The organism is Rhizobium sp. G21 (assembly GCF_014158035.1).
Lineage (GTDB): Bacteria > Pseudomonadota > Alphaproteobacteria > Rhizobiales > Rhizobiaceae > Rhizobium_E.
This window is the reverse complement of sequence record NZ_JACFXW010000001.1, coordinates 4215307-4241344: the sequence shown is the minus strand read 5'-3', so window position 1 is coordinate 4241344 and position 26038 is coordinate 4215307. Positions and strand designations below refer to the sequence as shown.

Below are 26038 nucleotides of genomic sequence, written 5' to 3'. Positions count from 1 at the left end.
AAACCCCTTTCAAACGATTTATCCGGCTTATGCCTACTCTTTAGTAGGCTGTCGAACGGCACGTATTCAAGACATGAAAAATGACTTTAAGTAATTGTATTTATTGTTCTATTACTCATCGCAAAGACACGGCGCGCCCTCGACTTTCTTTGGCGCCCGCGAAAAGAATTTGCCCACCGCTCGCGACTGCAGCAATACCAGGTTGTGCGCCGCCGCAACGAATGTCTCTCGACAAAACAACTGCAACGTTACAGATTTTTGCGATTGCCGGAGGATGGCGTGGCGCCGGGCGTCAAAGTGGCGTAGGACGCGGGCGGGGCATACAAGGAATGAACGATGATGAAGGGTGCTCAGCAAGCGAGCAATGGTCCGGCGCCGGGGAGCGCCCGACTTTGAAGACGATCGCATTCATGACCGGGCTCGGCGTCACGACGGTGTCGCGCGCGTTGAAGGACGCGCCCGACATAAGCCAGGAGACCAAGGAGCGGGTGCGGCTGGTCGCCAGCCAGATCGGTTATTATCCCAACCGCGCCGGTGTACGCCTGCGCACCGGCAAGACGAATGTCATCAGCCTTATCCTCAATCTCTCCGAAGAGTTGATGGGCCTGACGACCCATATCGTCTACGGCATTTCGGAAATTCTCGCCAACACCAGCTATCATCTGATCGTGACGCCCTATTCGGCCGATCGCGATCCGATGACGCCGGTGCGCTATATCCTCGACACCGGCTCCGCAGACGGCGTGATCCTGTCCTCCACAGAACCCGACGATGCGCGCATTCGGCTGTTGACCGAGAGAAACCTGCCCTTCGTCACGCATGGCCGCACGGATATGGGCATCGCCCATCCCTTCCATGATTTCGACAACGACTCCTATGCCTATGAAGCCGTGCGGCGCCTCACCGCGAACGGGCGAAAGCGCATCGCCATTCTCGAGCCGATGCCGCGCTACACCTATCACCGGCATATGCGGTCGGGCTTTGCGCGGGGGCTTCGCGATTTCGGCGCCGAGGCGGCGCCGTTCTCCGACGTCTATCTCGACAATTCGATGAACCAGATTCACAAGGCGGCTTTGGAGTTGTTCTCCGGCAAAGGCCGCGTCGACGGCTTCATCGCCGGCTCGAGCGCCGGCGCGGTGGCGATCGCTTCGGCGGCGGAAGCGCTCGGCTTGAAGATCGGCGAGGATCTTGACATGGTGTCCAAGCAGCCGGCCGACCTGCTGCGCTACATGCATCCCGGCATCATGACGGTGAACGAAGACATCCGGCTCGCGGGCCGAGAACTCGCCAAGGCGGTGCTCGGCCGTATCGAAGGCGTCCCTCCCGAACGGCTGCAATCCATCAGCATGCCGGACGGCAGCCTCGTCTATCCCGGTTGAACCCTGCGGTGACCGCGGATCGCGCTCGGCGGAAAGCCGAAGCGGTGGCGGAAGCGGATGGCGAAACGGCTTTGCGATTCGAAGCCGGCCCGGGCGGCGATTTCGGACACCGGCAGCCGAGAACATTGCAGAAGCTGCATCGCATGCGTCATGCGCACATCGGCCAACACCGCCCGCAGGCTGGTCCCCTCTTCCGACAGTCGCCGGCGCAGCGTCGCCTTGCTCACGGCCAGATGCGCGCAGATTTCCGCACCCGACCAGACGCCATGCGGTCGGGCGCCGACGAGACGGCGTATGCGCGCCGTATAGCTTTCCTGGACCGCAGGCGGAAAACGCCACCCGGCCGAGGCCAGCCAGACGAGCAGTTCGCCCAGTTTGTGGCGGGCCACGAGGTCCGGAACCTCATCCTCGTCCGTCAATGCCTCAACGGCCTGCTCATAGGCTTTTAAAAGCCCGGGCGGCATGCGACCGAGGCTCTGCGGGGCGGCAATCGGCAACGCCGCCGCGGGCGGCGGGAAACCCGCGACGACCGACGGGTCAAACACCAGCCAACGCGCCTCGTAATCGCCGTCTTCGGCCGCGACATTCTCGAAATCGATCGCCTGTCCGGCGGCGATGGCGACCGCCTCTCCCTCGTCGATCCGGATCGACGTCCCGGAAGACTGGATGAGCTTGTGGCCGCGCCTGATCATGATGATCAACGGCAGATCGTTGGTGATCGAGGTGTAGCCGAGCCGACCTGCCTGGGTGATATGGCCGGTGGCGCCGATGCCCGGGCGGGCTGCCAGAAGATGACGCAAGGCCTGCTCCATTGCTCCCACGCCAAAGGGCGCTGGGATCGCAAATTGTCTATCAACGCGCGCCGGTGGCGACAATGCTGGCCTCATCCAGCTTGACCATATTCGAGACGAAGCCGATCATAGCCGGCGTGGCGTTTGCGGGCACGCCCAGCTTCGCGGTCTTGAGCGCCTTGACGGTCAGGATGTAGCGATGTTTCGAACCGGGCGGCGGGCAGGCTCCGAGGAAGCCGGAAACACCGGCGTCGTTGCGCGCGGCAAGAGCGCCTTTTGGCAGCTTTGCGGGGTCTGAGCCGGCGCCGGCGGGCAGCGAGTCGACGCCAGCGGGGATGTCAGCCACCACCCAGTGCCAGAAGCCCGAACCGGTCGGAGCGTCGGGATCATAGATCGTCACCACGAAGCTCTCTGTTCCCTCGGGCGCGCCCGACCAGCGAACCTCGGGCGAGACATTGTCGCCCGAGCAGCCGAACATATCGGCGAACTGCGCCGGCGCCAGCGCGCCGGTCGCCATTTCGGGACTCTCGACGCTCAGGGACCCGGCCGAAGCGGCCGTGGCCGCGCTCAAAAACATCATCAAAAACAGGGATTTCATCGACATTCCTCTCAAGCTTGCGACGAGAGGAGCGTAAAAACGAAGGGCGGACCGATAGGCCCGCCCTCGTCACATTTGGCGCCGAAACGATCAGTCGTTCTGGAAATCGGCGAGACCGGAACCCCAGGGACCGTGATGCTTGTCGACACCGTCGAGACGGTCGAAGCCATGAGCGCCGAAGAAATCGCGCTGCGCCTGGATGAGGTTGGCCGTGCCGCGGCCGCGGCGATAGCTGTCGAAATAACCGAGCGCCGAAGCCAGCGCCGGAACCGGGAGACCAGACATCACGGCGGCGGATACGACGCGACGCAGCGGTCCGTCGGTCTCCTTGACCATGGTCGCAAAAGCCGGCGTCACGATCAGGTTGGCGGCGTCCGGCATGGCGGTGAAGGCCGAGGTGATCTCGTCGAGGAACTGCGACCGGATGATGCAGCCGGCGCGCCAGATCTTGGCGATAACAGGCATCGGCAGCGACCAGCCGAATTCCTTGGAGGCTTCCGCCATCACGGCGAAGCCCTGCGCATAGGCGCCGATCTTGCCGGCGAGCAACGCCATTTCGAGATCGGCGATGAAGGCGGCCTTGTCTGTCGGATTGATCGCGCCCTGACCCGGCAGGCCGAGGATCTTTTCAGCGGCTTCGCGCTGCGCCTTGAACGACGAGAGGCTGCGCGCGGCGACGGCCGCTTCGATCGCGGTGGCCGGCACGCCCATGTTCTGGGCCTCGATCGCCGACCATTTGCCGGTGCCCTTCTGGCCGGCGGCGTCGACGATGAGGTCCACCATCGGCTTGCCGGTGATCGGGTCGTTGGCCTTGAGCACGGCTTCGGAAATTTCGATCAGGTAGGAGTTCAGGCGACCCTCGTTCCACGTGCCGAAGATCTCGGAGCATTCGGCGGCCGACATGCCCAAGCCGTCGCGCAGGATGCCGTAGATTTCGGCGATCATCTGCATATCGGCATATTCGATGCCGTTGTGGATGGTCTTGACGAAATGGCCCGCGCCGTTTTCGCCGAGCCAGGCGACGCAAGGGTCGTCCTTGAACTTGGCGGCGATGGAGGTGAGCACCGGCTCGACTCGCTTCCACGACTCTTCCGTGCCGCCGACCATGATCGACGGCCCATGGCGCGCGCCTTCTTCGCCGCCCGACACGCCCATGCCGATAAAGGTCAGGCCAGAATCCTCCAGACCCTCGAACCGGCGGATCGTGTCGCGGAAATTGGCGTTGCCTGCATCGATGATGATGTCGCCCGGCGACAGATAATCGCGCAGGGTGGCGATCAGTTCATCGACCGGATCGCCGGCCTTCACCATGATGATGACGGGGCGCGGCGGACGAATCGCTTCCACGAATTCCTCGAGCGACTTGCAGGGAACGAGCTTGCCCTGGAGGTCGCCGGCTTCGGCGTAGAAGGTGTCGGTCTTGTCCGGAGACCGGTTGAAAACCGCAATGCGGTTGCCTTTCTCGGCAATGTTGAGCGCCAGATTGGAGCCCATCACCGCCAGACCGATCAGTCCGATTTCCGCCTTTTCCATGACGATGTTCCTTCCAAAACGATTTAGTTTTGGCCGGACTATACGCGGCTCGCCGCCGCTGACAAGGCTGGGCGGCGGTTTATTCGCCGGGTTTGCCGTCGCCGTCGTCGAGCACCCTCCAGGCGGCGCCGTCGAGGTCGTCATATTGGCCAGACTTCAAGGACCAGAGAAAGGCGAACAGTCCCAGCGCGCCCAACCCCAGGGCCATGGGAATCAAATAGATCAGCATATTCATGGCGTAAGCACCGCCTTTCCGATCGGAGCCTTCGTCGCCGGCGCCGCGTCGACCAGGCGCCGGCGACCATTGAGACGAAGCGAATTGGCGACCACGATGATCGACGACGTCGACATGGCGATGGAAGCGACCAATGGCGTGGCGAGCCCAGCGATCGCCACCGGCACCGCGATGAGGTTATAGCCCACGGCCAGCGCGAAATTCTGGCGGATCAGTCGTCCTGCCCGTCGTGACACGTCGACCGCCAGATACACCGCGTCGAGATTGTCGCGCATGAACACGAAATCCGCGGCCTGCCGGCCGATATATCGGCGGCGGTGGACGGCGCGATCGAAACATGCGCCGAGCGCAGCGCGGGCGCGTCATTGATGCCGTCGCCCACCATCAAAACCTTGAAGCCCCGAGCGGAGGCTTCCTCCACGGCGCGGACCTTGCCCTCGGGAGTCAAGCCTGCGCGCCATGCCGGAACTCCAAGACGCTCCGCGAGCGCGGCCGCCACCGGCTCGCGGTCGCCCGAAATGATCGCGCTTGGAATGCGCCGGCGGTGGAGACGCCGGATGGTCTCGGCCGCGCCGGGGCGAACCGCATCCTCGAAATGGAAGGCTGCGAGTTCCCGGCCGTCCAGCGACAGCACGCTTTCGGTGTAAGGCAGGTTCGGATCGACGACCGATGAGGCTCCCAGCGCGAAAGCCCGCGCCCCGAGCCGCCACACGCCGTCCGCTCTCCGTGCTTCCAATCCGCCGCCGGGGATCTCGGTTACGGTCTCGACCGCCATCGCCACAGGCGCAGCGGCCAGGATGGCGCGAGAGACGGGATGCCGCGAATGGGCGGCGAGACCGGCGGCCATCGCCAGCGCTTTCGGCGCGATATCCGCCGCATTGACCAGTCGCGGTTTGCCGAGCGTCAATGTGCCGGTCTTGTCGAACAGCGCATGCGTCGCTTCCGCCAGCCGCTCCATGGCCGAGCCGTCCTTGACCATGACGCCCTCGCGGAACAGGCGGCCGGCGGCGATGACCTGCACCACGGGCACCGCGAGACCGAGCGCGCAGGGGCAGGTGATGATCAGCACGGAAATCGCCACCAGCAGCGCCTGGTGCCAGTCTCCGCCGATCAGCCCCCATCCGAGGAACGACAGGAAGGCGGTGCAATGAACGACCGGCGAATAGAGCTGGGCGGCGCGATCCGCCAGCCGCCGATAACGCGCTTTGCCGCCCTCCGCCGCTTCCATCAGGCTGACGATCTCCGCCAGGAAGGATTCCTTGGCTTCTGCGGCAGCTTCGACCGTCAGCGCGCCGGTCAGGTTCATCGTGCCGGCGAGCAATTTGTCCCCTGCCCGCGTCGGCTGCGGCGCGCTTTCGCCATTGACGATCGACCAGTCGATATCGCTCTCGCCAGAAAGCACCACGGCGTCGACGGCCAGGCGCTCGCCGGCCGCGACCGACAGGCGGTCGCCGCGTCGGATGTCGGCGACGGGGCGGTATTCCGGCTTGCCGTCGGCTCCGATCGCCATCGCGCCCTTCGGCGACAGGCGCGCGAGCCCGATGACGGCAGAGCGCGCCCTGTCGCGCATCAGATGGTCGAGCGTGCGGCCGATCAGCAGAAAAAACAGCAGCGACGCGGTGGCGTCGAACCAGGCGTGATCGCCGTGATGAATAGTCTCCCACAGCGACATGAGGTAGGACAGCGTGATGGCGAGCGCGATCGGCACATCCATATTGGTGCGGCCGCGCCTCAGCGCATTCCAGGCCGAGCGATAGTAAAAGCGGCCGGAATAGACGAGCGCCGGCGCGCAGATCATCGCCGAGATCCAGTGAAACAGGTCGCGCGTCGAGGCTTCCGCCCCAGACCAGACCGACACCGACAACAGCATGATATTGGTGGCCGCGAAGCCCGCCACGGCCAGCGCGCGCAGGTGGTCGCGGCGTTCCGCGTCCGCGCCCGCTTCCAGATCCTGGAACAGATGCGGCCGATAGCCGACGCCGAGGATCGCGCCGATCAGGCGGGAGGGATCGGCTTTGACGCCGCCGGTTTCCTCCTTCCACACCACCGACACGCGTTTGGTCGAGAGGTTCACCCGCGCCCGCTCGACTTCCGGCAGCTTGCGCAAAGCGCCCTCGACCGCTGTGATGCAAGCGCCGCAATGCACGTCGGGCACGCTGAAATCGCTTTGACGCCGACCCTCGCCGAGAGGGCGCGACGACAGCCAGATCTCCTCGGCGGGCGGTAGACCGACATCCGCCGCGATCGCGCCTTCTGTTCCGGGAGCGCAGCAACTCATCTCACTTCTCCGGCTGATAGATGCGGACGGCCTGGTGATAGACGGTCTCGCCGTCGTCGACGGCGGCGAGATCGACGATCCATTGCCCGGGAGCGAGATCGTGCTCTACCGCATAAACCCCGGGGCGACCCGCGGCAACGTCAGGCTGAAATCCTGCTTGTCGCCGACCGGCCGATGAAACAGCGCGGTGATTGCGGCGAGCCGTTCGATTTCGCCGGCCGGCCCCTGCAGCCGATATTCAAGGCGGCGACTCTCGACTTTGAACGCGCCTGAAAAGCCCAGTTCGGCCCAGTGGCGCGCTTCCGCCGCCTTCATATTGAAATCCTGGCTCGCGACGTAGGTGTTCTTGGCCAGAATGCCGCTCCAGCTCTTGCTGGCCATATAAGCCATGAACACATTCACCGAAATGATGACGCCGAAAAAGGCGATCATGATCGCCAACATGTGGCGGCCGGTGAAATGCTTTGGTTCAGCCGGATTGTTCATTTGCGTTTCTCCGGAACGATGAAGCTCGCCGTGTATGCATCCGCTTCGCCGGAGGTGCGATACTCGACATGGAAGGTGAAATCACGGGTCTCGGACGGCAGGGCGTCCTTCGGCATGGTCACATAGATCTTCATGGTCTTGACCGTATCTGGCTCGAGCTCGACGCCGATGAAGCGGCCTTGCGACCATGTTTCGCCGGCGATGCTCATGGTCGCGCCCGGCATGTCGCGCAGCGACAGCATCACCATGCGCGGTTCGGGGACCATGTTCAGGATCTTTACCGTATAGCCGTTGCGGATCGAACCGTCCGATTCCATCACATATTGCGGGTTGCGGTCATGCAGCACGTCCATCTGCAGCCGGTCCCGCATCATCAGCGCGGTCACCAGGCCGACGCCGATCAGCGACCACAGCACCGTGTAGAGGATGATGCGCGGTCGGAAGATGATCCGCCAGTTGAAGTGGCGAATCTTGTCGTAATAGCGGCCGTCGGGATCGCGCACCCGGGCGGGATCGATCGGCGCGGTGTTTTCGTTGGTGGCGATCGCCATATTGGTGGAATAATCGAACAGGGTGGAATAGCCGATCAGCCCCTTGTCGCGGCCGAGCTTGTCCATCACCCCATCGCAGGCGTCGATACACAGCGCGCAGGTAATGCATTCGAGCTGCAGCCCGTCCCTGATGTCGATGCCCATGGGACAGACCGCGACGCAGGCGTTGCAATCGACGCAATCGCCGACCGACTGACCGGTCGCGGCCGCCTTCTTGGCGTGGCGCGAACGTGGTTCGCCGCGCCAGTCGTTATAAGTCACGACCAAGGAATTCTCATCCAGCATCGCCGCCTGGATGCGCGGCCACGGGCACATATAGGTGCAGACCTGTTCCCGCATCAGCCCGCCGAACACATAAGTCGTGGCCGTCAGGATGGCGATGGTGAAATAGGCAACCGAAGGCGCATGAAAGAAGATCAGGTCGTGCAGCAGCACGGGCGCGTCGGCGAAATAAAACACCCAGGCGCCGCCGGTCAGCACTCCGATCAGAACAGATCGCGTGTTTCGCGGTCCGCTTCCAGATCTTGTCGAGGCTCCACGGCGCCGTATCGAGCTTGATGCGGGCGTTGCGATCGCCCTCGATGGCGCGTTCGACCACCAGGAAGAGGTCGACCCATACGGTCTGAGGACAGGTGTAGCCGCACCAAGCGCGCCCGACCGCGGTCGTGACGAGAAAGAGCCCGAGACCGGCCATCATCAGAAGACCTGCGACGAAATAGAATTCCTGCGGCCAGATCTCGATGAAGAAGAAATAGAAGCGTCGATTGGCGAGATCGATGAGAATCGCCTGATCGGGCGCATAGGGGCCACGATCCCAACGTATCCACGGCGCGAGGTAGTAGATGCCCAGGGTTACGGCCATCACCATCCACTTGAAGCGTCGAAATGCCCCCTCGGCGCGCTTAGGATGGATCTTCTTGCGTGCGGCGTAGAGCGGCTGGCGGACTTTCGCGGCGTTGACGGGCTGCGCCTCCAGACGCTCGATCGTCGCCTCCTCGGCAGGCAGCTCTTCCGGGCGGACATTCATGACGGAAACCCCTTCTCTTGAGGCTTCCCGTTTTAATCCCCGCCCGCAAACCCTCCTTGATATAAGTCAAGCCCGGGCAATGTGCCGCACGAGTGGATGCGTCCTGCAACGGCGGGGATTAAACATGTCGGAAGGCGGACGAGCCGTCTATACACCAACTTTCGTTTCGAATATGAGCCTACGCCACAGGAATTGCCGATATGCAGAGGAATGGATATATGGCCAAACACGTATTGATAGGCGGCGCCGGAGCGCCGAATTACGGGGATGAACTCATCGTCAGGGGTTGGGTCGATTTCCTGACGACGCATATCGATCCGAAGACCAAGATCCTGATCTACGAAAACATCGCCAAAAACGAAATCGAGCTGCATGGTCCTTTCGCCAAAAACGCCAACATCGAGTTCCGCGACGATCTGGCGGCAATCGCCAAGGCCAACAAGGAATTGAGTTTTTGGGGGCAGGTCGCCCGGGGATATGAATTCATCCAGAAGAACGGCATGAATTCGTACAAGAAGCATAATCTGAAGGAACTTCAGAATGCCGAGACCGTCCATCTCCATGGCGGCGGCTACCTGAACAAACTCTTTCCCGTCAAGGGCTTCTTCCTCGGATTGTGCGCGGCCTTGAACAAGGCCTACGGAACGAGGATCTTTGCGACCGGGATCGGTTTCGGTCCTGCTGATCCGGTGCCGGCCGGCCTGGAAACGACCATCAGCGAGATCTTCTCGCGCTTCGAGATCTTCGAACTCCGCGATGTCGACAATTACAGAAAACTGTCGAAACAGTTCCCGTTCGCGAATTTCTCATATGGGCTGGATGATTGTTTTCTCGTCCCGCAAGAAAAACTCCGCCGCCCCGACGATGGAAAGCGACGCCTGTATCTGTCGCTGCTGACCTACAACATGCAGAAACTGGCATCGAGCTATTGGGACGCTTTGGCCAAAGTGTCGGAAGAGTTCGACGAGGTCGTGTTCCTCGAAAGCTGCCCCTGGGCGGACAAGAAGGTCATCGAATTCGTCGGTCAAAGATTCCCGAAGATGAAAGTCGTTCCCGTAGACGAACTGTTGAACTCGGGTGTCGTCGTCGGAGATCACGATTTTGCGTTCGTGAGCCGTTTCCACGTGCATTTCGTCTTGGCGAGGCTCGGCTGCGTCGGCACTTTTGCGAAAGACAACGAGTATTACAACGTGAAACACCAGTCGATACTCGATCGAGGTTCCCGCTTCCGCGAGTTCGACGGAAAGAAGGGAACCCTGTACAACGCCGATGGGAACTTCCGCTTCAAGAGCGGTAGCGACTTCCAGCAGATGGCGCTGGACAACGATTACCACAACCGCAAAATCGCGCTGGCGAAAAACCTCTATCGCATGTGACGACATAATCGAGATGGCGCGGATGGGTTTGGTGTCCTGTCCGCGCCATACTGAATGCCATCAATCGTCCGACGCGGATTCGGATTCGGACGCGGACTCGGTGATTTTTCCTGCTTTTCTCAGGCTGAGAATGTCCTGGCCCACCACGCCGCTCGGCGTAAGTTTAGAATAGACGTCGTACTCGAACGCGTATTTTTCGTGTATCCTGCGGATCGTCTCGGCGCTCGCGTCGACTTCTTTCTGCACAGAGATGTTCTGCCGCGGCAAGGTTATGGACCGATCCAGTTTTTTGGATACGAATTCGACCATGGCGTCCAAATCCGTGTAGCGGAAAAGATAATCGACGCCGATGCCGCCTTTCTTATCCATCGCCACCGAACAGGGGCCTGCCATACGTGCGTAAGCCGGAGCTTCGTCGCGCGGCAGCATGGTGTCTTGGAGAAACTGTTCAAACGAGATGTTGCCCGTGTAGCGGCCGACGTTCTTTTTCTTCGCCACGGCCAGCGACTCGCGGCTCGCATAGCGGTACCAGCTGCTGAGCCAGTCGACCGGCTCGCGCATCACTGCGACGAATGTGTACCTGCGTCTTGGAAACTTCACGCCTCGCTCGAGCCATGGCCCGAAAGTCTGGACAAATTTGTTGTAGGTCAGATGCTTGAGTTGCGGAGGCGTATTCAACACTACCGACGCGTCGCCGCCGATCGCCTCGTGCAACGAAGTCGTGCCCGTTTTCGGTTGGCACAGGATCACAAGTTTTTCTTTATGAAAGTAAAGCACATCGGTCTCCAGACAGCCATTTAAGTGTTCTGTCGCGGCATGGATGAGGTCGTCGCGACGGAGCAAGCGCGGTGACATAACGGAAACAAGCGCGGCAAACAATATTCGACTAAATTATTTTGGCTCAATCTGCATTTTCGAAACTCGCAACATCCGACGACGCGAGCCGGACGCCGATGGCGATCCATCGATAATGTCTGCGCTCGTCGCCTCGTCCGGGAAGGGCTGATTTTTCTGTACAAATTGCTTGGGTTGTGCATAAACCCGGAACAAAAGCGACGCATAGAAGCCCTTCGTCGACGGGGACATCACCGCCAAGGAAGGACAAACGTTCAACTGCTCCAAGGTGCAGCGTTCCGCGCCGCATCAGGGCGCATGAAACAGACGAGGCAAAGATGAAACTCCCGCAATTTCTGTGTATCGGCGCTCAAAAGGCAGCCACGTCATGGTTATATGTGAACCTGCAGCGGCATCAACAAATCTGGATGCCTCCAGTGAAGGAATTGCATTACTTCAATCATCTTTTTGTGCCTGAGAACCGGTCTTGGACGGATTACCATATCAGGACGAATACGTCGGCTGCAGTCAAACATCACGTAAAGCATGGCGAATATGTTGACTTCAACTATTTGAATTACCTCTGCAGCCTCATGACCGAGCCATTTACCGAGACATGGTATCGGAACGCCTTCAACCGTCCGAACGCCAAGGGAAAGATGCTCGGCGACATCACGCCGGAATATTCGACGATTCCCGAAGAGGGAATCGACTATGTCCGACGTCTGCTTGGCGCGCCGCGCATCATCTACATTATTCGCGATCCCGTATCGCGTGCGATGTCTCAACTGCGCATGTCGCTGGAGCGTCATCCCAAGGAGAACATGCAGGAATCCGACTGGCGCGAAATGGTGGAAGACTGGGACGTCAACAATCGTGGGGATTACGCGACATTCATACCGCGCTGGAGAAGCCGCTTCGCCGACCGGGATTTCCTGTTTCTGCCGTTCGGAAAGGTCAACAAGGACCCCCACGGCGTGATGCGACAGGTGGAGACCTTCCTCGGTGTCGGCGCCGCCAAGAGCTATGACGGCACGGAAGACAAGGTGCATAAGACCAAGTCTGCGCCAATTCCCGCCTTCGTCCAGGAAATGCTGCAGGAACGCTTCAAGGGACAATATGCGTTCCTCGAGAGAGAATTCGGCAAGGACTTCACCTCGCAGCTCTGAACGCCGACAGTTCTCAGAACCATCCGCCTCGGTTCACCAATCCGAGGCGGATCAGTTGCTCGGGATTCTCATAGGCGACGCTCAACCCTCGCAATAGAAGATCGGATCGTGGGTATCCACGTATTTCCGGTACTCGGCGCTGGCGTTGTAATGTTCCTTGCGATGCATCTCCTCCCTGGCCTTATCCTGCAGGGATGCGAGGAACTTGAAGTGAAACAGCGCGCCCGTGATCGCGGGGCGCCCGTCATTCCCCACGCGATGCAATCGCCGCGGGCGAATATCGTGCATCGAGCTGGTGTAGCGATATGTCCACCGCCACCACACCACGGGCACCTTGTTCAACGCCGGCGAATGATGCGGCGTATTTCGATTGTAGACGCGCATCCGCGGTCCCCGCGGGTGTAGGTGTCGGTGTCGGTCTGCGCTTCCTGAACATACCCGTCTCGATCGAAATAGGGGCAAACTTTGAAAGGATCCTCGCCCGAGCTACAGGTCGCCTCGCTGAGAGGCCCCTTCCCGTAAGCGTCGAGCATGACGCAATGAAAGGAATCGCGCTTCTCATTTTTCATGAACTCGCCGAGGTCACGAAGATCTCGCGTTTCCATGTTGGGATAGACGAGGAATTCATCCGGATCCACCGTGACGCACAGCTTGCCGGGACCGAATTTTCGAAGCAGATAATTACACCACTCCATCCCGAAATTTGAGGCCTTGTAACTGTCCTTGGTATGCCACACCGACACGTCTTTCTGACCGCGCGCCCAATCAATCAGGCCGTCGGTCGAGTCGTTGTCGACGATCAGAAAATGCCTGACGCCGAGCTTTCTGTAGTAGTCAGTGAAAAATGGCAGCCGAAACAATTCGTTGCGCAAGCATGTCACGAGAATGATGTCGTTTTTCTTGATCAATTTCGTGTTGTCGACGATCAAGCGAAGCTGACGGCCATATTTGATGAAGGCCAGATGGCGTCCGAGTTGGTTTTGGAAAATCGTGCGAATGCGGCTCATGTCGGTGGTTCCGTCTGGAAAACAGGGTAAGGATTAGAAGGGGAAAGCTCGTCTGAGTATTTCCCACTTCCCTTCGCTGCCCAAAAATGCGCTGACAAGATGTTGCTCGGTCTTTGGAGCGGACATGATGATCTCTTCACGATCGACAGATGCGAGCGCTGCGTCCAGATCCGAGAACCGGTCGCCGATCGCAACGCCGATGTCGCCGTAGACGCCTCCGGTGATCTGCCGGAACTGTTCTGCGGAGGAAATCTGCTTCTCTCTGGATCTGGACATGAATTTCGCGATTTCCGTGCGAACTTCAGGCTTCGCATGATTGTCCATAGCCTTCCAGAGCACCTTCAGACCCGAACCCTCGTCGCGGTCTTTCACCATGGCGTCGACAGAAGCTCCGGTGCAGAGCAGCCAATACAACAACCAGGCTTCGTCAGCGTCATTGGACGGGACGATCGGCAACACGATGCCGGATCCGCTCTGCAAGAACGCCCTCTCGGCAATCGGGTTTTCGCCAGGGCAGAGTTCGAAAACCAGTGGCGTGGCGCAACGGGTCAGGATTCGGGAGAAATAGTTGCCTCGATCGAAATCGCGGATTTCGACATCATCGCTTCTCAATCCTTTGAACTCTGTCACACCCGGGCCGAAGTCGACCTTCTCCGGATTCATGATCCGGCCGAGCACCGTCAGATCCGTCTCGGAGCGCAAATAGGACGCCAGCCTTCGGGTAAAGACGGGAGGACCATACAGCACGGCGTAGGGCTGCTGACAATAACTCAGCGTAGCCGCAAGCCCCTTGCGCCCAAGTTGATGAAACAGGGTCGGACCATTTGCTTCCGACTTCGGCAAGCTCTTCAGAATGCGGTCGACACGCAAGGGGAATTCGCCCCGCGCCGGCACATCCCAGGCAGGACGCCGCGCAGCCTGCGCCGCCACGTCCGCGAAATGAGCGCGCAACCCCTTTGCTCGTCCGCCAATCTTCCGAGCGAAAAAGAACGGAAGGCCTTCGAGCACATCTTTATGCTCGTCGAGAAAGACGTAGGGTTTTCCCCAATCGTTGAACTCGAAGAAAGTCAACGTCCTGTCGGATATCTTGTCGTGCGGCGTAAAGTGATAGGCCATGGTCTGGAAAAAGCATTCGTCGGGGATCCAGGTGTCCTTAAAGAAGCGGTACACGGACCTGTGCCGGTCGACATAGTCGAGAATTTTCTTGCAGAGATCGAAGCTCAGGCACCACCACTGTGAGCCCCAGCGCGGTTCGAGCCCACGTGGAAACCGGCGTTTTGGCATGATTTTCTGCTGAAGCAAAAGCTCCAGTGAAACAACTTATAATTTCGTTGAAAGTTGAAGATGTGCCGGTATTGGTAGCGTTCGTGCCGCAACCCGCCCTTGATCCAGTTCTCGCCACGGCTCTCGATGAACTCCATATGCGGATGATAATCGAGGAAATTGGACAACTCGGCGAGCGGACGAACCGGCATGCACGACCCACTGATCAACATCACTCGGTCGCAATCGATTTTTGCGGCTTTGATATGCCGCAAGGCGCGCATGGGCGCTTCGATCAGGCTGAAATCGCCCCAACCGCATCGGACCCGGTTGCGGAGGATATGAACGCGCGCCTCTCCGTCAAAACGCGTCGTCAGTTTTGCAAATTCGTCCTTCGGCGAGTTGAGATCGTAGTGAATGACGACATTCGCTTCCTGGTTCCCTGAAATCAGGACACTGGCCAGATCTCCAATCTGATCAGCGTTCTCATGGGCCAAGATTATAAACGCCAGCTTCGCCATCAGCCTCACTCACTCAAATATGCTGCACAGAGCATTTTTCGGACACGCGGGGTATAGCCAATCGGCTGTCCCGCGCAAACATCTTTTCTATTTATTCTCAAATCCTTTTGGACAATTTCAAGCGATGTTTGCCCTGATCGCTTCAACCTCGCGCGTTGCAAGCCGTCTGACCTTCATTTTTTGCTCTCCCACCCTTTCCGGCGTCGGCGCAAGCGGTGGGCCCGGCGCCGGCTTATGCGTATCGTCCACGTAAAAAGCCGCGCCTTTTCAGGGGCGCGGCAGGCGAGCATGGCCGGATGAGCCGGCTGATCATGCTGGAGAGATTGTCGCGCCCGGAAGGAACCGGGCGCAAACTTTATTCGCCGCCGCCCAAAGCGTGGACATAGACTGCGAGCTGCTTGATCGTGGCGTCCGAGAGACGGCCGCCCCAGGCGGGCATCATGCCGTGTTTCGGCGCATTGACCTGACGGACGATGGCGTCCTCGCCTTCGCCTTTCAGCCATATCGCGTCGGCGAGGTTCGGCGCGCCGAATTCGCGATTGCCTTGGGCGTTGTCGCCGTGGCATGAGGCGCAATTGTCCGCGAACAGCTGCTTGCCCGGCTCGACCATGCCCGCATCGGCCGGCGTGCCGGTGAGGCTGACCACATAGGCGGCGACCTGCTTGATTTCCTCAGGCTGCAGCATTTCGGCGAAGGCCGGCATTTCCGACGTGCGGCTGTCCGGATCGTCCGAACGGATGCCGTGCTGGATCGTGGCGTAGATGTCGTCGATCTTGCCGCCCCACAGCCAGTCATTGTCGTTGAGATTGGGGAAGCCCGGGCCGCCCTGGGCGCCCGAACCATGGCAAGGGGCGCAGTTCACCTTGAAGGCGGCGCCGCCGCCGTTCATGGCGAATTCGTTGAGCGCGGCGTCCTTCGGAATGTCGGCGACCGGCATCGCCGTGATCTTGTCGAGGAATACCTTCTGTCCCTCCGCCGCCACGCTCACTTCCTGGGCGAGGTCTTCACGGCTGGAATAGCCGAGCACGCCGCGAGTTGCGTCGCTCAGCAGCGGCCAGGCCGGGAAAGCGATCGTATAGCCGATGGCCCAGACGATCGTCGCGTAGAAGGTGTAAACCCACCAGCGCGGCATCGGGTTGTTGAGTTCCTTGATGCCGTCCCATTCATGGCCGGTGGTCTCGACGCCCGAGAGTTCGTCGATATGTTTCTCTGCCATTGTTCAATCCTCCTTGAGAGGGATAAGCGCGGCCTCGTCGGCGTGTTTCTTCGCGCCGGGCCGAAAGATGAAGACGATCGCCGCGGCGAAGAAGGCCAGCATGGCCAGCATTCCCCAACTGTCGGCGAAGGCGCGCATGGCTTCGTAGGTTTCCATGTCCGCCCCTCCTCAGCGATAGCCCGAGGCGTCGTTGTAGGTGGAGAAGTCGACCAGCGAGCCGAGCATCTGGAGATAGGCGACGAGAGCGTCCATCTCGGTCAGCTTGGCGGGATCGCCGTCGAAATCGCCGACCTTCGCCTTGGGATAGCGGGCCAGCAGGCCAGTCGTATCCGCATTGGGATCGGCTTGCGCCTTGAAGTCGTCCACAGCCTTGTCCAGCATTTCCGACGTATAGGGCACGCCCACGGTCGCGTTGGCCTGGAGGTTTGCGGTGACGTTGAGGTCCTTCACGTCGAGTTCGGTCGTCTTGAGATAGGAATAGCTCGGCATGATCGATTCCGGCACCACGTCGCGCGGTTCGGTCAGATGCTGCACATGCCATTCGTTGGAGTAACGGCCGCCGACGCGGGCCAGGTCCGGCCCGGTGCGCTTGGAGCCCCACTGGAACGGATGATCGTACATCGATTCCGCCGCCAGGCTGTAATGGCCATAGCGTTCGACCTCGTCGCGGAACGGACGGATCATCTGGCTGTGACAGACATAGCAGCCTTCACGGATATAGATGTTGCGTCCGGCCAGTTCGAGCGGGGTGTAGGGGCGCATCCCCTCCACCTTTTCGATCGTGTTCTCGAGATAGAACAGCGGCGCGATCTCCACGATGCCGCCGATGGTGACGACGAGCAGCGAGCCGACCAGGAGAAGCGTGGCGTTTTTCTCGAGGATTGCGTGTTTATCAAGCAAAGCCATGAGTGTGCTCCCTTACTCGGCCGGAACGGCCGCAGGCATGGCGCCCGGAAGCGGCGCTTCCTTGCGTTCGTAGCCCTTGATTGTCATGAAGATGTTGAAGCCCATCAGCAGCGAGCCGCCGAGATAGAGCAGGCCGGCGAGCACGCGCAGCACGTAGTAGGGGAACATGGCGGCGACCGATTCCGCGAAGGAATAGACCAGGAAGCCCTGCTCGTTATACTCGCGCCACATCAGGCCCTGCTGAATGCCGGCGACCCAAAGGGCGGCGGCGTAGATCACGATGCCGATCGTGGCCAGCCAGAAGTGCCAGTTGACGAGACGCAGGCTGTAGAGGCGCTGACGGTTCCACAGCTTGGGCGTCAGATAGTAGATGGCGCCGAAGGTGATCATGCCGACCCAGCCGAGCGCGCCGGAATGCACGTGGCCGATGGTCCATTCGGTATAGTGGCTGAGCGAGTTGACCGCCTTGATCGACATCATCGGGCCTTCGAAGGTCGACATGCCGTAGAAGGCGATGGCCATGACCATCATGCGGATGATCGGGTCGGTGCGGATCTTGTCCCAGGCGCCCGACAGCGTCATCAGGCCGTTGATCATGCCGCCCCAGGAGGGCATCCACAGCATGATCGAGAACACCATGCCCAGCGTCTGCGCCCAGTCCGGCAGCGCCGTGTAGTGCAGGTGATGGGGGCCGGCCCAGATATACATGAAGATCAGCGCCCAGAAGTGGATGATCGACAGCCGGTAGGAATAGACAGGACGGTTCGCCTGCTTGGGCACGAAATAATACATCATGCCGAGGAAGCCTGCGGTGAGGAAGAAGCCCACGGCGTTATGGCCGTACCACCATTGCGTCAACGCGTCCTGCACGCCGGCGAAGACCGGATAGGATTTCACGCCGAGGAACGACACCGGCATGGCGAGATTGTTCACCACATGCAGCATCGCGATCGTCACGATGAAGGAGAGATAGAACCAGTTGGCCACATAGATATGCGGCTCCTTGCGGATCAGCAGCGTGCCGAGGAAGACGATGAGGTAACAGACCCAGACGATCGTCAGCCACAGATCGACATACCATTCGGGCTCGGCATATTCCTTACCCTGGGTGATGCCGAGCAGATAGCCGGTGGCGGCCATCACGATGAAAAGCTGGTAGCCCCAGAATACGAACCAGGCGAGATTGCCGCCGAACAGGCGGACGCGGTTGGTGCGCTGGACCACGTAGAAGGAAGTCGCAAGCAACGCGTTGCCGCCGAAGGCGAAAATGACGGCGGAGGTGTGCAGCGGGCGCGTGCGGCCGAAATTCAGCCAAGGCTCGATGTTGAGATCGGGAAAGGCGAGCTGCAGCGCCACGACGACGCCGACCAGAAAGCCGACAATGCCCCAGAAGGTGGTGGCAACGACGCCGTAGCGCACCACGCCATCCATATATTCGGTTTTCGCCTGCGCGGCGGAGACCGGCGCCGCCGTCGCGAATTTCGCGTGGCGGAGCAGAAGTACCGTTCCCAGAGCAAGCGATATGAACGCGACGAACATATGTTGCTGGAACAGGTGGTCCTGGGCGAACCCGGAAGCGAGAAGCGCCAGGAAGGCGCCCAGCGCCACAAGTATCGTTTCGAGTGTGTAGTTCATTGTTGGCATCCCCCAACGTCCCTGAAATCCTTCGTCCGCAACCGGACCAAGACGCAGAGGAGCCCAAAGACAAAGATTCCTCTGCGGTCCCTCGACACATCTCAGGTAGGGGCAAAAGCAGCCTTGATCTGAATCAAGGCTTATTCGGCTTTTTCGAGCGATTGTGGATGTACGCGACAATGCCCGAGGAATAACCGACATGCCCGAAACGATCCGTCAAAATGCCGGACCCGGCGCCGTCTCAAATCCGGACGTAGCGCATCTGCTTCTCGATTGGTGGTTGAATGCCCATCAGGAGCAATTGCACCTTTGCGCGGAACTGGAGCAGATCGCCGATTCCCTCCCCGCCAGCGTCAATCGTCAAAAATGCATCTATGCTGCAAAGGCGCTGGGACCTATGATAAAGGGGTTGCACCACTACGAAGAAAACGTGCTGTTTCCGGCGCTCGAGACGCGCGGCCTGCCCGGCGATCTCGCCAAAACCCTGGCCCGTCTGAAATTCGAGCATTTCGAGGACGAGTGTTTTGCCGAGGAACTGGCGGAGCGGTTGCTGCTGCTCGGGGCCGGCGGCAGCGAGATCAACATGGAGGCCACCGGCTATATGCTGCGGGGCTTCTTTGAAGCCGTCCGGCGCCACATCGCCTTCGAACGCGAGCATCTCATCGACAAACTCGACACTGTCGGGCTGGAAAAGGCCGGCTGATCCGGGCGATGAAAGTCCCCGGCGACTGGAGGGCAGGCCGGAGACTTTCGTTGAGACCGTCCAGGGAAAGACGGACATGACGTATTGAGGTTCTCGGGCGACATTCGGGAGGCTTGCAGGGATAAGCCGCGCATGACGCCGCAGGAAATGGAGCGAGGATGCCTTTCGCCTACGTCACGAGTATTACTTAGCATACTCATGTTCCATCGTACAACCGAGCAAATTTGATCGCAACTGAATCAGAGACGCGCTGCCTTCACATAGCCACCGAACCAAATCGGCCGAGACGAGGCCGTCGAGGGTTTTGCTCTTCGGAACAGCAATCGATCTAGGCGAAAACGGACCAGCCGGTGCGTCTGGCAAGATAGTCCAGCGCGCGGGTGCCGGTGGCCGAATTGCCGTTCTCGTTGAGCCCCGGAGCCCAGACCGCGATCGCCGCCTTGCCGGGCGCGATGCAGAGGATGCCGCCGCCGACGCCGCTCTTGCCGGGAAGGCCGACATGGAAGGCGAAATCCCCGAGGCGTCGTAATGGCCGCAGGTCATCATCAGCGCATTGATGCGGCGGGCTCGTTCGGCCGATACCGCATTCGGCCCCCTGGGCGACATCCGGCCGCTGCTGGCGAGGTAAAGCCCGGCGCGGGCGAGCTGGACGCAGGACATCGCCAGAGCGCATTGATGGTAATAGACGCCCAGCGTCTTCTCCACCGGATTATGAATATTACCGAACGAATACATATAGTTGGCGAGGGCGGCGTTACGGAATCCGGTCATCTGCTCGGACCGCGCCACCTCGGCGTCGATATAGATCGACTCGTCATCGGCAAGGCCGCGGACGAAGCTCAGAATCTCACCCAGGGTTTCCCGCGGCTGATGGCCGGACAGCAGCGTGTCGGCAACCACGATCGCGCCGGCATTGATGAAGGGATTGCGGGGAATGCCATGCTCGTTTTCGAGTTGCACGATCGAATTGAAGGCCGTCCCCGACGGTTCGCGGCCGACCCGCTTCCAAAGCCCCTCGCCCACGCGTCCCAAGGCCAGGGTCAAGGTGAAGACCTTCGAGATGCTCTGAATGGAGAAGATGTCCTCGGCGTCGCCGATCGTATGGACCGAGCCGTCCAACGTGACGATGGCCATGCCGAACTTTCTCGGATCGACCTTGGCGAGCGCCGGAATGTAATCGGCGACCTTGCCCTCGCCGATATGAGGGGCGACATCTCGATACACGGCGGACAGAATATCGTCGATCTGCAACGTCTTTTCTCCGAAAAACAGCGTCGGATTCCGCTTCTAAAGCATATTGCCGCAAAGTGGGAACGCGTTTTGCGATCCTGCCGAAAACTCGCATCTCACGATGCGCCGACGAGCTGTCAGTGTTCGGTTGCCGGCATGGTGCGCATGAGCACCATCACCCCCATGGCCTTGTCGCCATCCAGTTCGAATGGCTTGATGTCGAAGACGACATGGTCGAGCCGGAAGCCGGCGGTCGAAACGCCCTCGTTGAAGGCCTTGTCGATATAGGCCGACAAAAGATGATAATCGCCGGCGGCGCAGAAAAACTCCGCCAAGGACGCTCCGACGCATTCTTCGGGTTTGCAGCCGTAGCGGGCGCAAAAATCTCTGTTGGCGAAGACGAGCTTACGATCACGGCCCACCAGCAGCACGCTGTCCGGCAATTGATCGAGCAGCGCCTGATTGATCTTGCCGCTTGCGCGCAGGGCGTCGCGAAACTTGCCGGTCGAGGCGTTCTGGCGGGCGCGATCGCGGAACATCCTGTCGAGCACCTGCATCATGGCGCTGGCCTTGTCGAGCACGCTGGCGCGGTCGCCTTCGTCATCGCGCAGCAATTCGCATATCGCACGCAACTGCTGGTAGTGCTCTTCCGGGCATTGGCCCACGTCCCAGAGAACCTGGCGGATCATGGGTTGAATTTCGCCGTCGAGTTTTTCGACGAGGTCATCCTCGCCGAGCGCGACCGCTCGCGACAACTGCCTGCATTTATGACGAAGCGTATCTATCAGAGATTGCAACTTCGCTCTCCCTATCTCATCCTTCCGGCGAACACGGTACAATCGCAGGCTTATGCATCTTTTTATCTTTTACGCGACGCGTCTGTAAAGTTTCATATACGGGTATTTGCACGCACCGGATCAACCGCGTTGTTTTTCAATCCACTTTTTCTGGGTGGACCGGCATTTCCGCCAAATTTCGCGATCGTTTGCCGCCGGAGACCGGCGGCGTCGCGATTCCTCGGGGCTATTTCTCACACAGCGGCGGAATGCCGTCCGCGGCCCTGGGCCAAATAGGCGTCGAAAAATGCTGCGATCGACCGCACGAAAGGCCGCGCCTCATCGGACACCACGAAATGGTCGCCGTCGAGCGCCACATGTCCATCGGCATCGGCCGCGACCAGCGCCTGCGCCTCCGCCAATATCGTGCCGGCCGCCGAACCGAACCGCCTCGACAGGTCGGAAAAGGACAACGCGTAGTCGCACATCAGCCGCTCGATGACATAGGCGCGCAGGCGGTCGTCATCGCTGAAGGCCACGCCGCGCACCGTCGTCAAGGCTCCGTCGAGCGTCTGTTTCTGATAGACGCCGGTGGCGGGGTTGTTTTGGACATAGCCCTGCGGCAGCTTGCCGATCGACGATGCGCCGAGACCGATCAAAGCGGTGGCCCCTTCATCGGTATAGCCCTGGAAGTTGCGAACGAGCCTGCCCTCCCGCATCGCTCTCTCGAGCGGATCGCCGGGGCGGGCGAAATGGTCGATGCCGATCGGAACATAGCCCGCTTCGCGCAACATGGCGGCCGCCTTGTTCATCAGGCGGTAACGCAGGGCGGATCCCGGCAGCGACGTCTCGTCGATCATCATCTGATGCTTCTTCATCCACGGCACATGCGCATAGCCGAACAGCGCGATGCGTTCGGGGTTGAGATAGATGATGTCTTCGACGGTTTCCGAAAGCGTTTCCAGCGTCTGATGCGGCAGGCCATACACGATATCGCAGTTCAGCGACCTGACGCCGCGTTTGCGGACCTCCTCGACCACGCTGCGCGTCTGCGCAAAGGTCTGGATGCGATTGATCGCCTGCTGGACCTTGTGGGCGAAATCCTGGACGCCCAGGCTCGCGCGCGTCATGCCGATCGCCGCCAGAGCATCGTAGCGCGGATGATCGAGATCGTTCGGGTCCATCTCGACGCTGATCTCGGCGTCCGGTCCGAAAGAGAACGCCGCGGAAAGCCGAGCCTTGAGTTCGATCATGTCCTCCGGCGCCAGCATGGTGGGCGAGCCGCCGCCGAGATGCAGCGCGGTGACCCGCGCCTTGGGCGAGACGAGCGCGCCCACCATCGCGATTTCGCGATAGAGCGCGTCGAGATAGGCCCTTACGGGCTCGTATTTCTGCGTCTGCTTGGTGTGGCAGGCGCAGAACCAACAGAGCCTGTCGCAATAGGGAATGTGGACATAGAGCGAAACGGTGTCGTTCTCGCCGAGCGCGCCGAGCCATGACGCATAGGTGGATGGACCGATGCCTTCGTGGAAATGCGGCGCGGTTGGATAGGACGTGTAGCGGGGCACGTTTCCGGAATACTTGCTGAGAAGATGCTGGGCCATGGGGTCCTCCATGACTTTCACCCTAGTTCCGTCGCTTGCGCCGAACTTTGATCTCAATCAATTCACGCATCCGGAAATTTACATATCGTCAAGTTCAGAAACAAAACGAACGACGGAACATTGGTCGCATTTCGCGAGAATATTTGGACCGCTATAAATTCGGAAGACAAACGGGTCGAGGGCGATGGACAATCCGCGTAGGGACATTCACAATTCGGAAATTCCGGTGGTTTGCCGGTCCTGCGAGGCGCGCCATGGCGGCGTTTGCGGGGCCATGAATGCGCAGCAACTGGCCGAACTGAGCAAATACACGACGCGCAAGAAGCTGGCTTCGGGCGCTGAACTCCAGGGCCAGGGCGAGAAGATCGCCGCCTACGCCAATATTCTCAAGGGCGTGGTGAAACTTACGAAAATGCTCGCGGATGGCCGCCAGCAGATCGTCGGGCTACAATTCGCCCCCGACTTTCTCGGCCGGCCCTTTTCCACCGAAAGCAGCCTGACGGCCGAAGCCGCCACAGAAAGCGAAATCTGCTCCATGCCCAAGGCGGTGCTCGACCGCCTCGTCGCCGGCTCTCCCGAGCTCGAACATCGGCTCCACAATCAGGCGCTCGCCGAACTCGACGAAGCCCGCGACTGGATGCTGACGCTCGGGCGCAAGACGGCGCAGGAAAAGGTGGCGAGCTTCCTTTATATGATCGCCACCCATTTCGACCCCGAAAACCTCGATGAGACGAGCTTCGACCTGCCGCTGTCGCGCGCAGACATCGCCGATTTCCTCGGTCTGACCATCGAGACCGTCAGTCGTCAGATGACCAAACTGCGCGGCGACGGCGTCATTCAGGTGGAAAACAACCGCCATGTCACCGTGCCCGACATGGATCGTCTGGCCGAAGTCGCGGGCATGGATGTCTGACCGGCGTCAGACCGTAAGCATTGTGAGCAACGCCAGCGCGGCGACCGCCACGTTGAACAATGTGCAGGCAGACGCATAAACGCCGAGCGCCTCGTCGATTTCCTTGGCGTCGATATCGCGGCGACCGGCGGCGTTTTGCAGGGGTTCGGAGACGGTTTCGCCGGCATAGACGCGTGGTCCGGCCAGCGCCACGTCGATCGCGCCCGCCATGGCCGATTCGGGCCAGCCGGAATTGGGCGACCGATGCAGGCCGGAATCCGAAAAGGCCGTCGTCAGCGAACGCCGCGCCGCCCGCGGACCCGCTTGGAAGAAGGCGGCGGCCGCAATCACCAGCGCCGACAGCCGCGCGGCCGGCCAGTTGGCGAGGTCGTCGAGCCGGGCCGACGCCCAGCCGAATTGCAGGTATCGCGGCGTCTTGTGGCCGATCATCGAATCGGCGGTGTTGAGCATCTTGTAGGCGAAGATGCCCGGCAGGCCGAAAACGGCGTAATAGAGCGCCGGCGCGATGACGCCGTCGGAGAAATTTTCCGCCAGGGTTTCGATCGCCGCGCGAGAGACGCCGGCGCGATCAAGGCGATTTGGATCGCGGCCGACGATCATCGCCACCGCCTTGCGTCCACCCTCGATGCCATCGGCGCGCAAGCCGACGGCGACGGCGGCGACATGATCCGACAGGCTCTTTTGCGCCAAAAGCACGGCGACGATTAGCACTTCGAAGATCACGCCGAACGGGCTGAGCGCCATTAGCAGCCGATGAAAGAACCAGCCGACAAGAACGCTGCCGAACAGAAGCGCAACGATGGTCAGCACGCCATAGGAGCGGCGGTCGCGATCATTGAGCCCCTTGCCGTTGAACTGCTTCTCGAAAAAGGAAATCGCCTTGCCGAAGACGACGACCGGATGCGGCAGCTTCGCCCAGAGCCAGTGCGGATCGCCGACCAATCGGTCGAGCGTCAGCGCGACCGCCAGCATGATCAATGTAAGCATCTATCCCTCGAAGGAGGCGAGCGCCTTGGCCAGCCTCCGGTCCCCTTCCTCATCCGGCGCAAGTCCGATCCGCAGCCAGTCGGCGGCGTAGTCGAACTTGCGGACCAATATATGAGACCGGGCGAGATGTTCAAAGAGAGCGGACGCATTTTCGTGGATAACGGTCTGGAACAGATCCGTGCCGCCGACGCGGCCGAGGCCTGCGTCATCGAGAACCGCCGACAACGCCGCCGAACGTTGTTCAATCGCCTCCGCCACGGCGCCGCCATCGCCCGCCATCAGCTGAGCGGCGAGATGCAGGGCCGGGCCGGACACCGCCCAGGGGCCGAGCTCGGCTTCGACGAATTCAAGCGTATCGGGATGGGCGAACACGAAGCCGAGCCTAACCCCCGCCAGCCCGAAGAACTTTCCAAACGATCGACTGACAGTGACATTGCGCGTCTTCGGCGCGAAGCCCGCGAGCGTCGCCTTCGGACAGGAGTCGCCGAAGGCTTCGTCGACATGCAGCCGCGCCCCCTGCCCTTCGAGCCGGCGCGCCAGATCCCGAAGTTCGCCGGCGTCATGGAGACGACCGGTAGGATTGTTGGGATTGACGACGATCGCCAACCCGTGCTCGGGCCGCAGCTCCGCCAAGTCGGCGATCGCCTCGACCGCGAAGCCGGCGCGGCGGAAGCACAGCCCATATTCGCCATAGGTCGGCGAGAGAATGGCGATCGGACGCCCGGCCGGCGCGAGACGCGGCAGGATCTGGATCAGCGCCTGCGTGCCCGGAACGGCGAGCGGCAAGCCGGCCTCGTCGCTATCCGCGTCGACGCCGCGCAGATACCAGGCGCGCGCCGCCGCTCGCGCCCGGTCGATCAGGTCCGCATCCGGCAACCGGTTCCAGACCCGGGTCGGAATCCCTGGGATGTCTGGCGGGTTGGGGTTGATACCCGTCGAGAGATCGAGCCAGTCGCAGGGATCGCCGCCATAGACCCGCGCCGCCGCCGCGATGGCGCCGCCATGCAGAATGCGCGCCAT

The 26038-nt window shown here is 60.7% G+C and carries 23 protein-coding genes and 3 pseudogenes; 5 read left to right on the top strand and 21 right to left on the bottom strand.

What is annotated here, in order from left to right; all coding sequences use genetic code 11:
- Nucleotides 1-329 precede the first annotated feature (329 nt).
- A complete protein-coding gene (locus tag H2O14_RS21025; RefSeq protein ID WP_246697479.1) occupies nt 330-1379 on the top strand; it encodes a LacI family transcriptional regulator in 1050 nt (349 codons plus the stop codon).
- Here H2O14_RS21025 and H2O14_RS21020 read toward each other — a convergent pair.
- From H2O14_RS21020 to ccoG, 7 genes and pseudogenes are all read right to left on the bottom strand, one after another.
- Complete coding sequence (locus H2O14_RS21020) at nt 1367-2179, bottom strand: helix-turn-helix transcriptional regulator (protein WP_182829186.1); 813 nt, start codon at nt 2177-2179, stop codon at nt 1367-1369. The two genes, H2O14_RS21025 and H2O14_RS21020, sit on opposite strands and share 13 nt — an antisense overlap.
- Nucleotides 2180-2231: 52 nt before the next feature.
- The gene (locus H2O14_RS21015; RefSeq protein ID WP_182829185.1) at nt 2232-2768 is read right to left on the bottom strand and encodes a YbhB/YbcL family Raf kinase inhibitor-like protein; all 537 of its coding nucleotides are present in this window, start codon (nt 2766-2768) and stop codon (nt 2232-2234) included.
- A 90-nt stretch (nt 2769-2858) separates the two neighbouring features.
- Nucleotides 2859-4301 (bottom strand): NADP-dependent phosphogluconate dehydrogenase, encoded by a 1443-nt coding sequence (gene gndA / locus H2O14_RS21010; protein ID WP_182829184.1) that lies wholly within the window; start codon nt 4299-4301, stop codon nt 2859-2861.
- A gap of 79 nt (nt 4302-4380) precedes the next feature.
- The gene (gene ccoS / locus H2O14_RS21005) at nt 4381-4536 is read right to left on the bottom strand and encodes a cbb3-type cytochrome oxidase assembly protein CcoS (protein WP_182829183.1); all 156 of its coding nucleotides are present in this window, start codon (nt 4534-4536) and stop codon (nt 4381-4383) included.
- A pseudogene (locus H2O14_RS21000) lies at nt 4533-6814 on the bottom strand (cation-translocating P-type ATPase). Before H2O14_RS21000 ends, ccoS begins: the two are co-directional and overlap by 4 nt.
- A 105-nt stretch (nt 6815-6919) precedes the next feature.
- Nucleotides 6920-7300, bottom strand: coding sequence for a FixH family protein (locus H2O14_RS20995; RefSeq protein ID WP_182829182.1), 381 nt, complete (start codon nt 7298-7300; stop codon nt 6920-6922).
- Nucleotides 7297-8878, bottom strand: a pseudogene (gene ccoG, locus H2O14_RS20990) (cytochrome c oxidase accessory protein CcoG). The gene H2O14_RS20995 and the pseudogene ccoG overlap by 4 nt, the downstream one beginning before the upstream one ends.
- A gap of 218 nt (nt 8879-9096) precedes the next feature.
- On the opposite strand from ccoG, the gene H2O14_RS20985 reads away from it, so the two are divergent.
- Nucleotides 9097-10254, top strand: coding sequence for a polysaccharide pyruvyl transferase family protein (locus tag H2O14_RS20985; RefSeq protein WP_182829181.1), 1158 nt, complete (start codon nt 9097-9099; stop codon nt 10252-10254).
- 60 nt (nt 10255-10314) lie between these two features.
- Here the strand turns inward: H2O14_RS20985 and H2O14_RS20980 are convergent, their stop codons facing one another.
- Nucleotides 10315-11031, bottom strand: a complete 717-nt coding sequence (locus H2O14_RS20980) for a sulfotransferase family 2 domain-containing protein (RefSeq protein ID WP_182829180.1) — start codon at nt 11029-11031, stop codon at nt 10315-10317.
- 395 nt (nt 11032-11426) lie between these two features.
- On the opposite strand from H2O14_RS20980, the gene H2O14_RS20975 reads away from it, so the two are divergent.
- Complete coding sequence (locus H2O14_RS20975; protein WP_182829179.1) at nt 11427-12257, top strand: sulfotransferase family protein; 831 nt, start codon at nt 11427-11429, stop codon at nt 12255-12257.
- Between the two features lie 81 nt (nt 12258-12338).
- On the opposite strand, the gene H2O14_RS20970 is transcribed toward H2O14_RS20975, so the two are convergent.
- From H2O14_RS20970 to ccoN, 8 genes are all read right to left on the bottom strand, one after another.
- On the bottom strand, nt 12339-12641 hold the full coding sequence (locus tag H2O14_RS20970; RefSeq protein WP_182829178.1) for a hypothetical protein: 303 nt from the start codon (nt 12639-12641) through the stop codon (nt 12339-12341).
- Entirely contained in the window at nt 12596-13129 is a 534-nt protein-coding gene (locus H2O14_RS20965; RefSeq protein ID WP_210275485.1) for a glycosyltransferase family 2 protein, read from the bottom strand. The genes H2O14_RS20970 and H2O14_RS20965 overlap by 46 nt, the downstream gene beginning before the upstream one ends.
- 168 nt (nt 13130-13297) lie before the next feature.
- The gene (locus H2O14_RS20960; protein ID WP_182829176.1) at nt 13298-14548 is read right to left on the bottom strand and encodes a hypothetical protein; all 1251 of its coding nucleotides are present in this window, start codon (nt 14546-14548) and stop codon (nt 13298-13300) included.
- A complete protein-coding gene (locus tag H2O14_RS20955; RefSeq protein ID WP_182829175.1) occupies nt 14485-15048 on the bottom strand; it encodes a beta-1,6-N-acetylglucosaminyltransferase in 564 nt (187 codons plus the stop codon). Before H2O14_RS20955 ends, H2O14_RS20960 begins: the two co-directional genes overlap by 64 nt.
- Nucleotides 15049-15403: 355 nt before the next feature.
- Entirely contained in the window at nt 15404-16264 is an 861-nt protein-coding gene (gene ccoP, locus H2O14_RS20950) for a cytochrome-c oxidase, cbb3-type subunit III (protein ID WP_182829174.1), read from the bottom strand.
- Between the two features lie 3 nt (nt 16265-16267).
- Nucleotides 16268-16420, bottom strand: coding sequence for a cbb3-type cytochrome c oxidase subunit 3 (locus tag H2O14_RS20945; RefSeq protein ID WP_137157394.1), 153 nt, complete (start codon nt 16418-16420; stop codon nt 16268-16270).
- 12 nt (nt 16421-16432) lie between these two features.
- The gene (gene ccoO / locus H2O14_RS20940) at nt 16433-17170 is read right to left on the bottom strand and encodes a cytochrome-c oxidase, cbb3-type subunit II (protein WP_182829173.1); all 738 of its coding nucleotides are present in this window, start codon (nt 17168-17170) and stop codon (nt 16433-16435) included.
- A 12-nt stretch (nt 17171-17182) separates the two neighbouring features.
- The gene (gene ccoN / locus H2O14_RS20935; RefSeq protein ID WP_182829172.1) at nt 17183-18805 is read right to left on the bottom strand and encodes a cytochrome-c oxidase, cbb3-type subunit I; all 1623 of its coding nucleotides are present in this window, start codon (nt 18803-18805) and stop codon (nt 17183-17185) included.
- A 199-nt stretch (nt 18806-19004) separates the two neighbouring features.
- Here ccoN and H2O14_RS20930 point away from each other — a divergent pair, with 199 nt between their 5' ends.
- Nucleotides 19005-19508 (top strand): hemerythrin domain-containing protein, encoded by a 504-nt coding sequence (locus tag H2O14_RS20930; RefSeq protein WP_182829171.1) that lies wholly within the window; start codon nt 19005-19007, stop codon nt 19506-19508.
- 328 nt (nt 19509-19836) lie between these two features.
- Here H2O14_RS20930 and H2O14_RS20925 read toward each other — a convergent pair.
- The 3 genes and pseudogenes from H2O14_RS20925 to hemN form a co-directional block, all read right to left on the bottom strand.
- A pseudogene (locus H2O14_RS20925) lies at nt 19837-20759 on the bottom strand (glutaminase).
- A 116-nt stretch (nt 20760-20875) separates the two neighbouring features.
- On the bottom strand, nt 20876-21535 hold the full coding sequence (locus H2O14_RS20920) for a PAS domain-containing protein (protein WP_182829170.1): 660 nt from the start codon (nt 21533-21535) through the stop codon (nt 20876-20878).
- A gap of 233 nt (nt 21536-21768) precedes the next feature.
- Nucleotides 21769-23118, bottom strand: a complete 1350-nt coding sequence (hemN, locus tag H2O14_RS20915) for an oxygen-independent coproporphyrinogen III oxidase (RefSeq protein ID WP_182829169.1) — start codon at nt 23116-23118, stop codon at nt 21769-21771.
- A 184-nt stretch (nt 23119-23302) separates the two neighbouring features.
- Between hemN and H2O14_RS20910 the strand changes: the two genes are divergently transcribed.
- Entirely contained in the window at nt 23303-24031 is a 729-nt protein-coding gene (locus H2O14_RS20910) for a Crp/Fnr family transcriptional regulator (protein WP_182829168.1), read from the top strand.
- A 6-nt stretch (nt 24032-24037) separates the two neighbouring features.
- Here the strand turns inward: H2O14_RS20910 and cbiB are convergent, their stop codons facing one another.
- Both cbiB and cobD read right to left on the bottom strand, forming a co-directional pair.
- Nucleotides 24038-25018 (bottom strand): adenosylcobinamide-phosphate synthase CbiB, encoded by a 981-nt coding sequence (gene cbiB, locus H2O14_RS20905; protein WP_182829167.1) that lies wholly within the window; start codon nt 25016-25018, stop codon nt 24038-24040.
- The gene (gene cobD, locus H2O14_RS20900; RefSeq protein ID WP_182829166.1) at nt 25019-26038 is read right to left on the bottom strand and encodes a threonine-phosphate decarboxylase CobD; all 1020 of its coding nucleotides are present in this window, start codon (nt 26036-26038) and stop codon (nt 25019-25021) included. It abuts the gene before it with no gap.

What these genes read in the sequence shown, in the direction of transcription:
- ccoP (WP_182829174.1), bottom strand. Translation starts at nt 16,264, where the DNA reads ATGGCAGAGAAACATATCGACGAACTCTCGGGCGTCGAGACCACCGGC.
- H2O14_RS20930 (WP_182829171.1), top strand. Translation starts at nt 19,005, where the DNA reads ATGCCCGAAACGATCCGTCAAAATGCCGGACCCGGCGCCGTCTCAAAT.
- H2O14_RS21025 (WP_246697479.1), top strand. Translation starts at nt 330, where the DNA reads ATGAACGATGATGAAGGGTGCTCAGCAAGCGAGCAATGGTCCGGCGCC.
- H2O14_RS20995 (WP_182829182.1), bottom strand. Translation starts at nt 7,300, where the DNA reads ATGAACAATCCGGCTGAACCAAAGCATTTCACCGGCCGCCACATGTTG.
- ccoN (WP_182829172.1), bottom strand. Translation starts at nt 18,805, where the DNA reads ATGAACTACACACTCGAAACGATACTTGTGGCGCTGGGCGCCTTCCTG.
- H2O14_RS20955 (WP_182829175.1), bottom strand. Translation starts at nt 15,048, where the DNA reads ATGGCGAAGCTGGCGTTTATAATCTTGGCCCATGAGAACGCTGATCAG.
- H2O14_RS20975 (WP_182829179.1), top strand. Translation starts at nt 11,427, where the DNA reads ATGAAACTCCCGCAATTTCTGTGTATCGGCGCTCAAAAGGCAGCCACG.
- H2O14_RS20910 (WP_182829168.1), top strand. Translation starts at nt 23,303, where the DNA reads ATGGACAATCCGCGTAGGGACATTCACAATTCGGAAATTCCGGTGGTT.
- H2O14_RS21015 (WP_182829185.1), bottom strand. Translation starts at nt 2,768, where the DNA reads ATGAAATCCCTGTTTTTGATGATGTTTTTGAGCGCGGCCACGGCCGCT.
- cbiB (WP_182829167.1), bottom strand. Translation starts at nt 25,018, where the DNA reads ATGCTTACATTGATCATGCTGGCGGTCGCGCTGACGCTCGACCGATTG.
- gndA (WP_182829184.1), bottom strand. Translation starts at nt 4,301, where the DNA reads ATGGAAAAGGCGGAAATCGGACTGATCGGTCTGGCGGTGATGGGCTCC.
- H2O14_RS20985 (WP_182829181.1), top strand. Translation starts at nt 9,097, where the DNA reads ATGGCCAAACACGTATTGATAGGCGGCGCCGGAGCGCCGAATTACGGG.
- ccoS (WP_182829183.1), bottom strand. Translation starts at nt 4,536, where the DNA reads ATGAATATGCTGATCTATTTGATTCCCATGGCCCTGGGGTTGGGCGCG.
- ccoO (WP_182829173.1), bottom strand. Translation starts at nt 17,170, where the DNA reads ATGGCTTTGCTTGATAAACACGCAATCCTCGAGAAAAACGCCACGCTT.
- hemN (WP_182829169.1), bottom strand. Translation starts at nt 23,118, where the DNA reads ATGGCCCAGCATCTTCTCAGCAAGTATTCCGGAAACGTGCCCCGCTAC.
- H2O14_RS20945 (WP_137157394.1), bottom strand. Translation starts at nt 16,420, where the DNA reads ATGGAAACCTACGAAGCCATGCGCGCCTTCGCCGACAGTTGGGGAATG.
- H2O14_RS20970 (WP_182829178.1), bottom strand. Translation starts at nt 12,641, where the DNA reads ATGCGCGTCTACAATCGAAATACGCCGCATCATTCGCCGGCGTTGAAC.
- cobD (WP_182829166.1), bottom strand. Translation starts at nt 26,038, where the DNA reads ATGGCGCGCATTCTGCATGGCGGCGCCATCGCGGCGGCGGCGCGGGTC.
- H2O14_RS20960 (WP_182829176.1), bottom strand. Translation starts at nt 14,548, where the DNA reads ATGCCAAAACGCCGGTTTCCACGTGGGCTCGAACCGCGCTGGGGCTCA.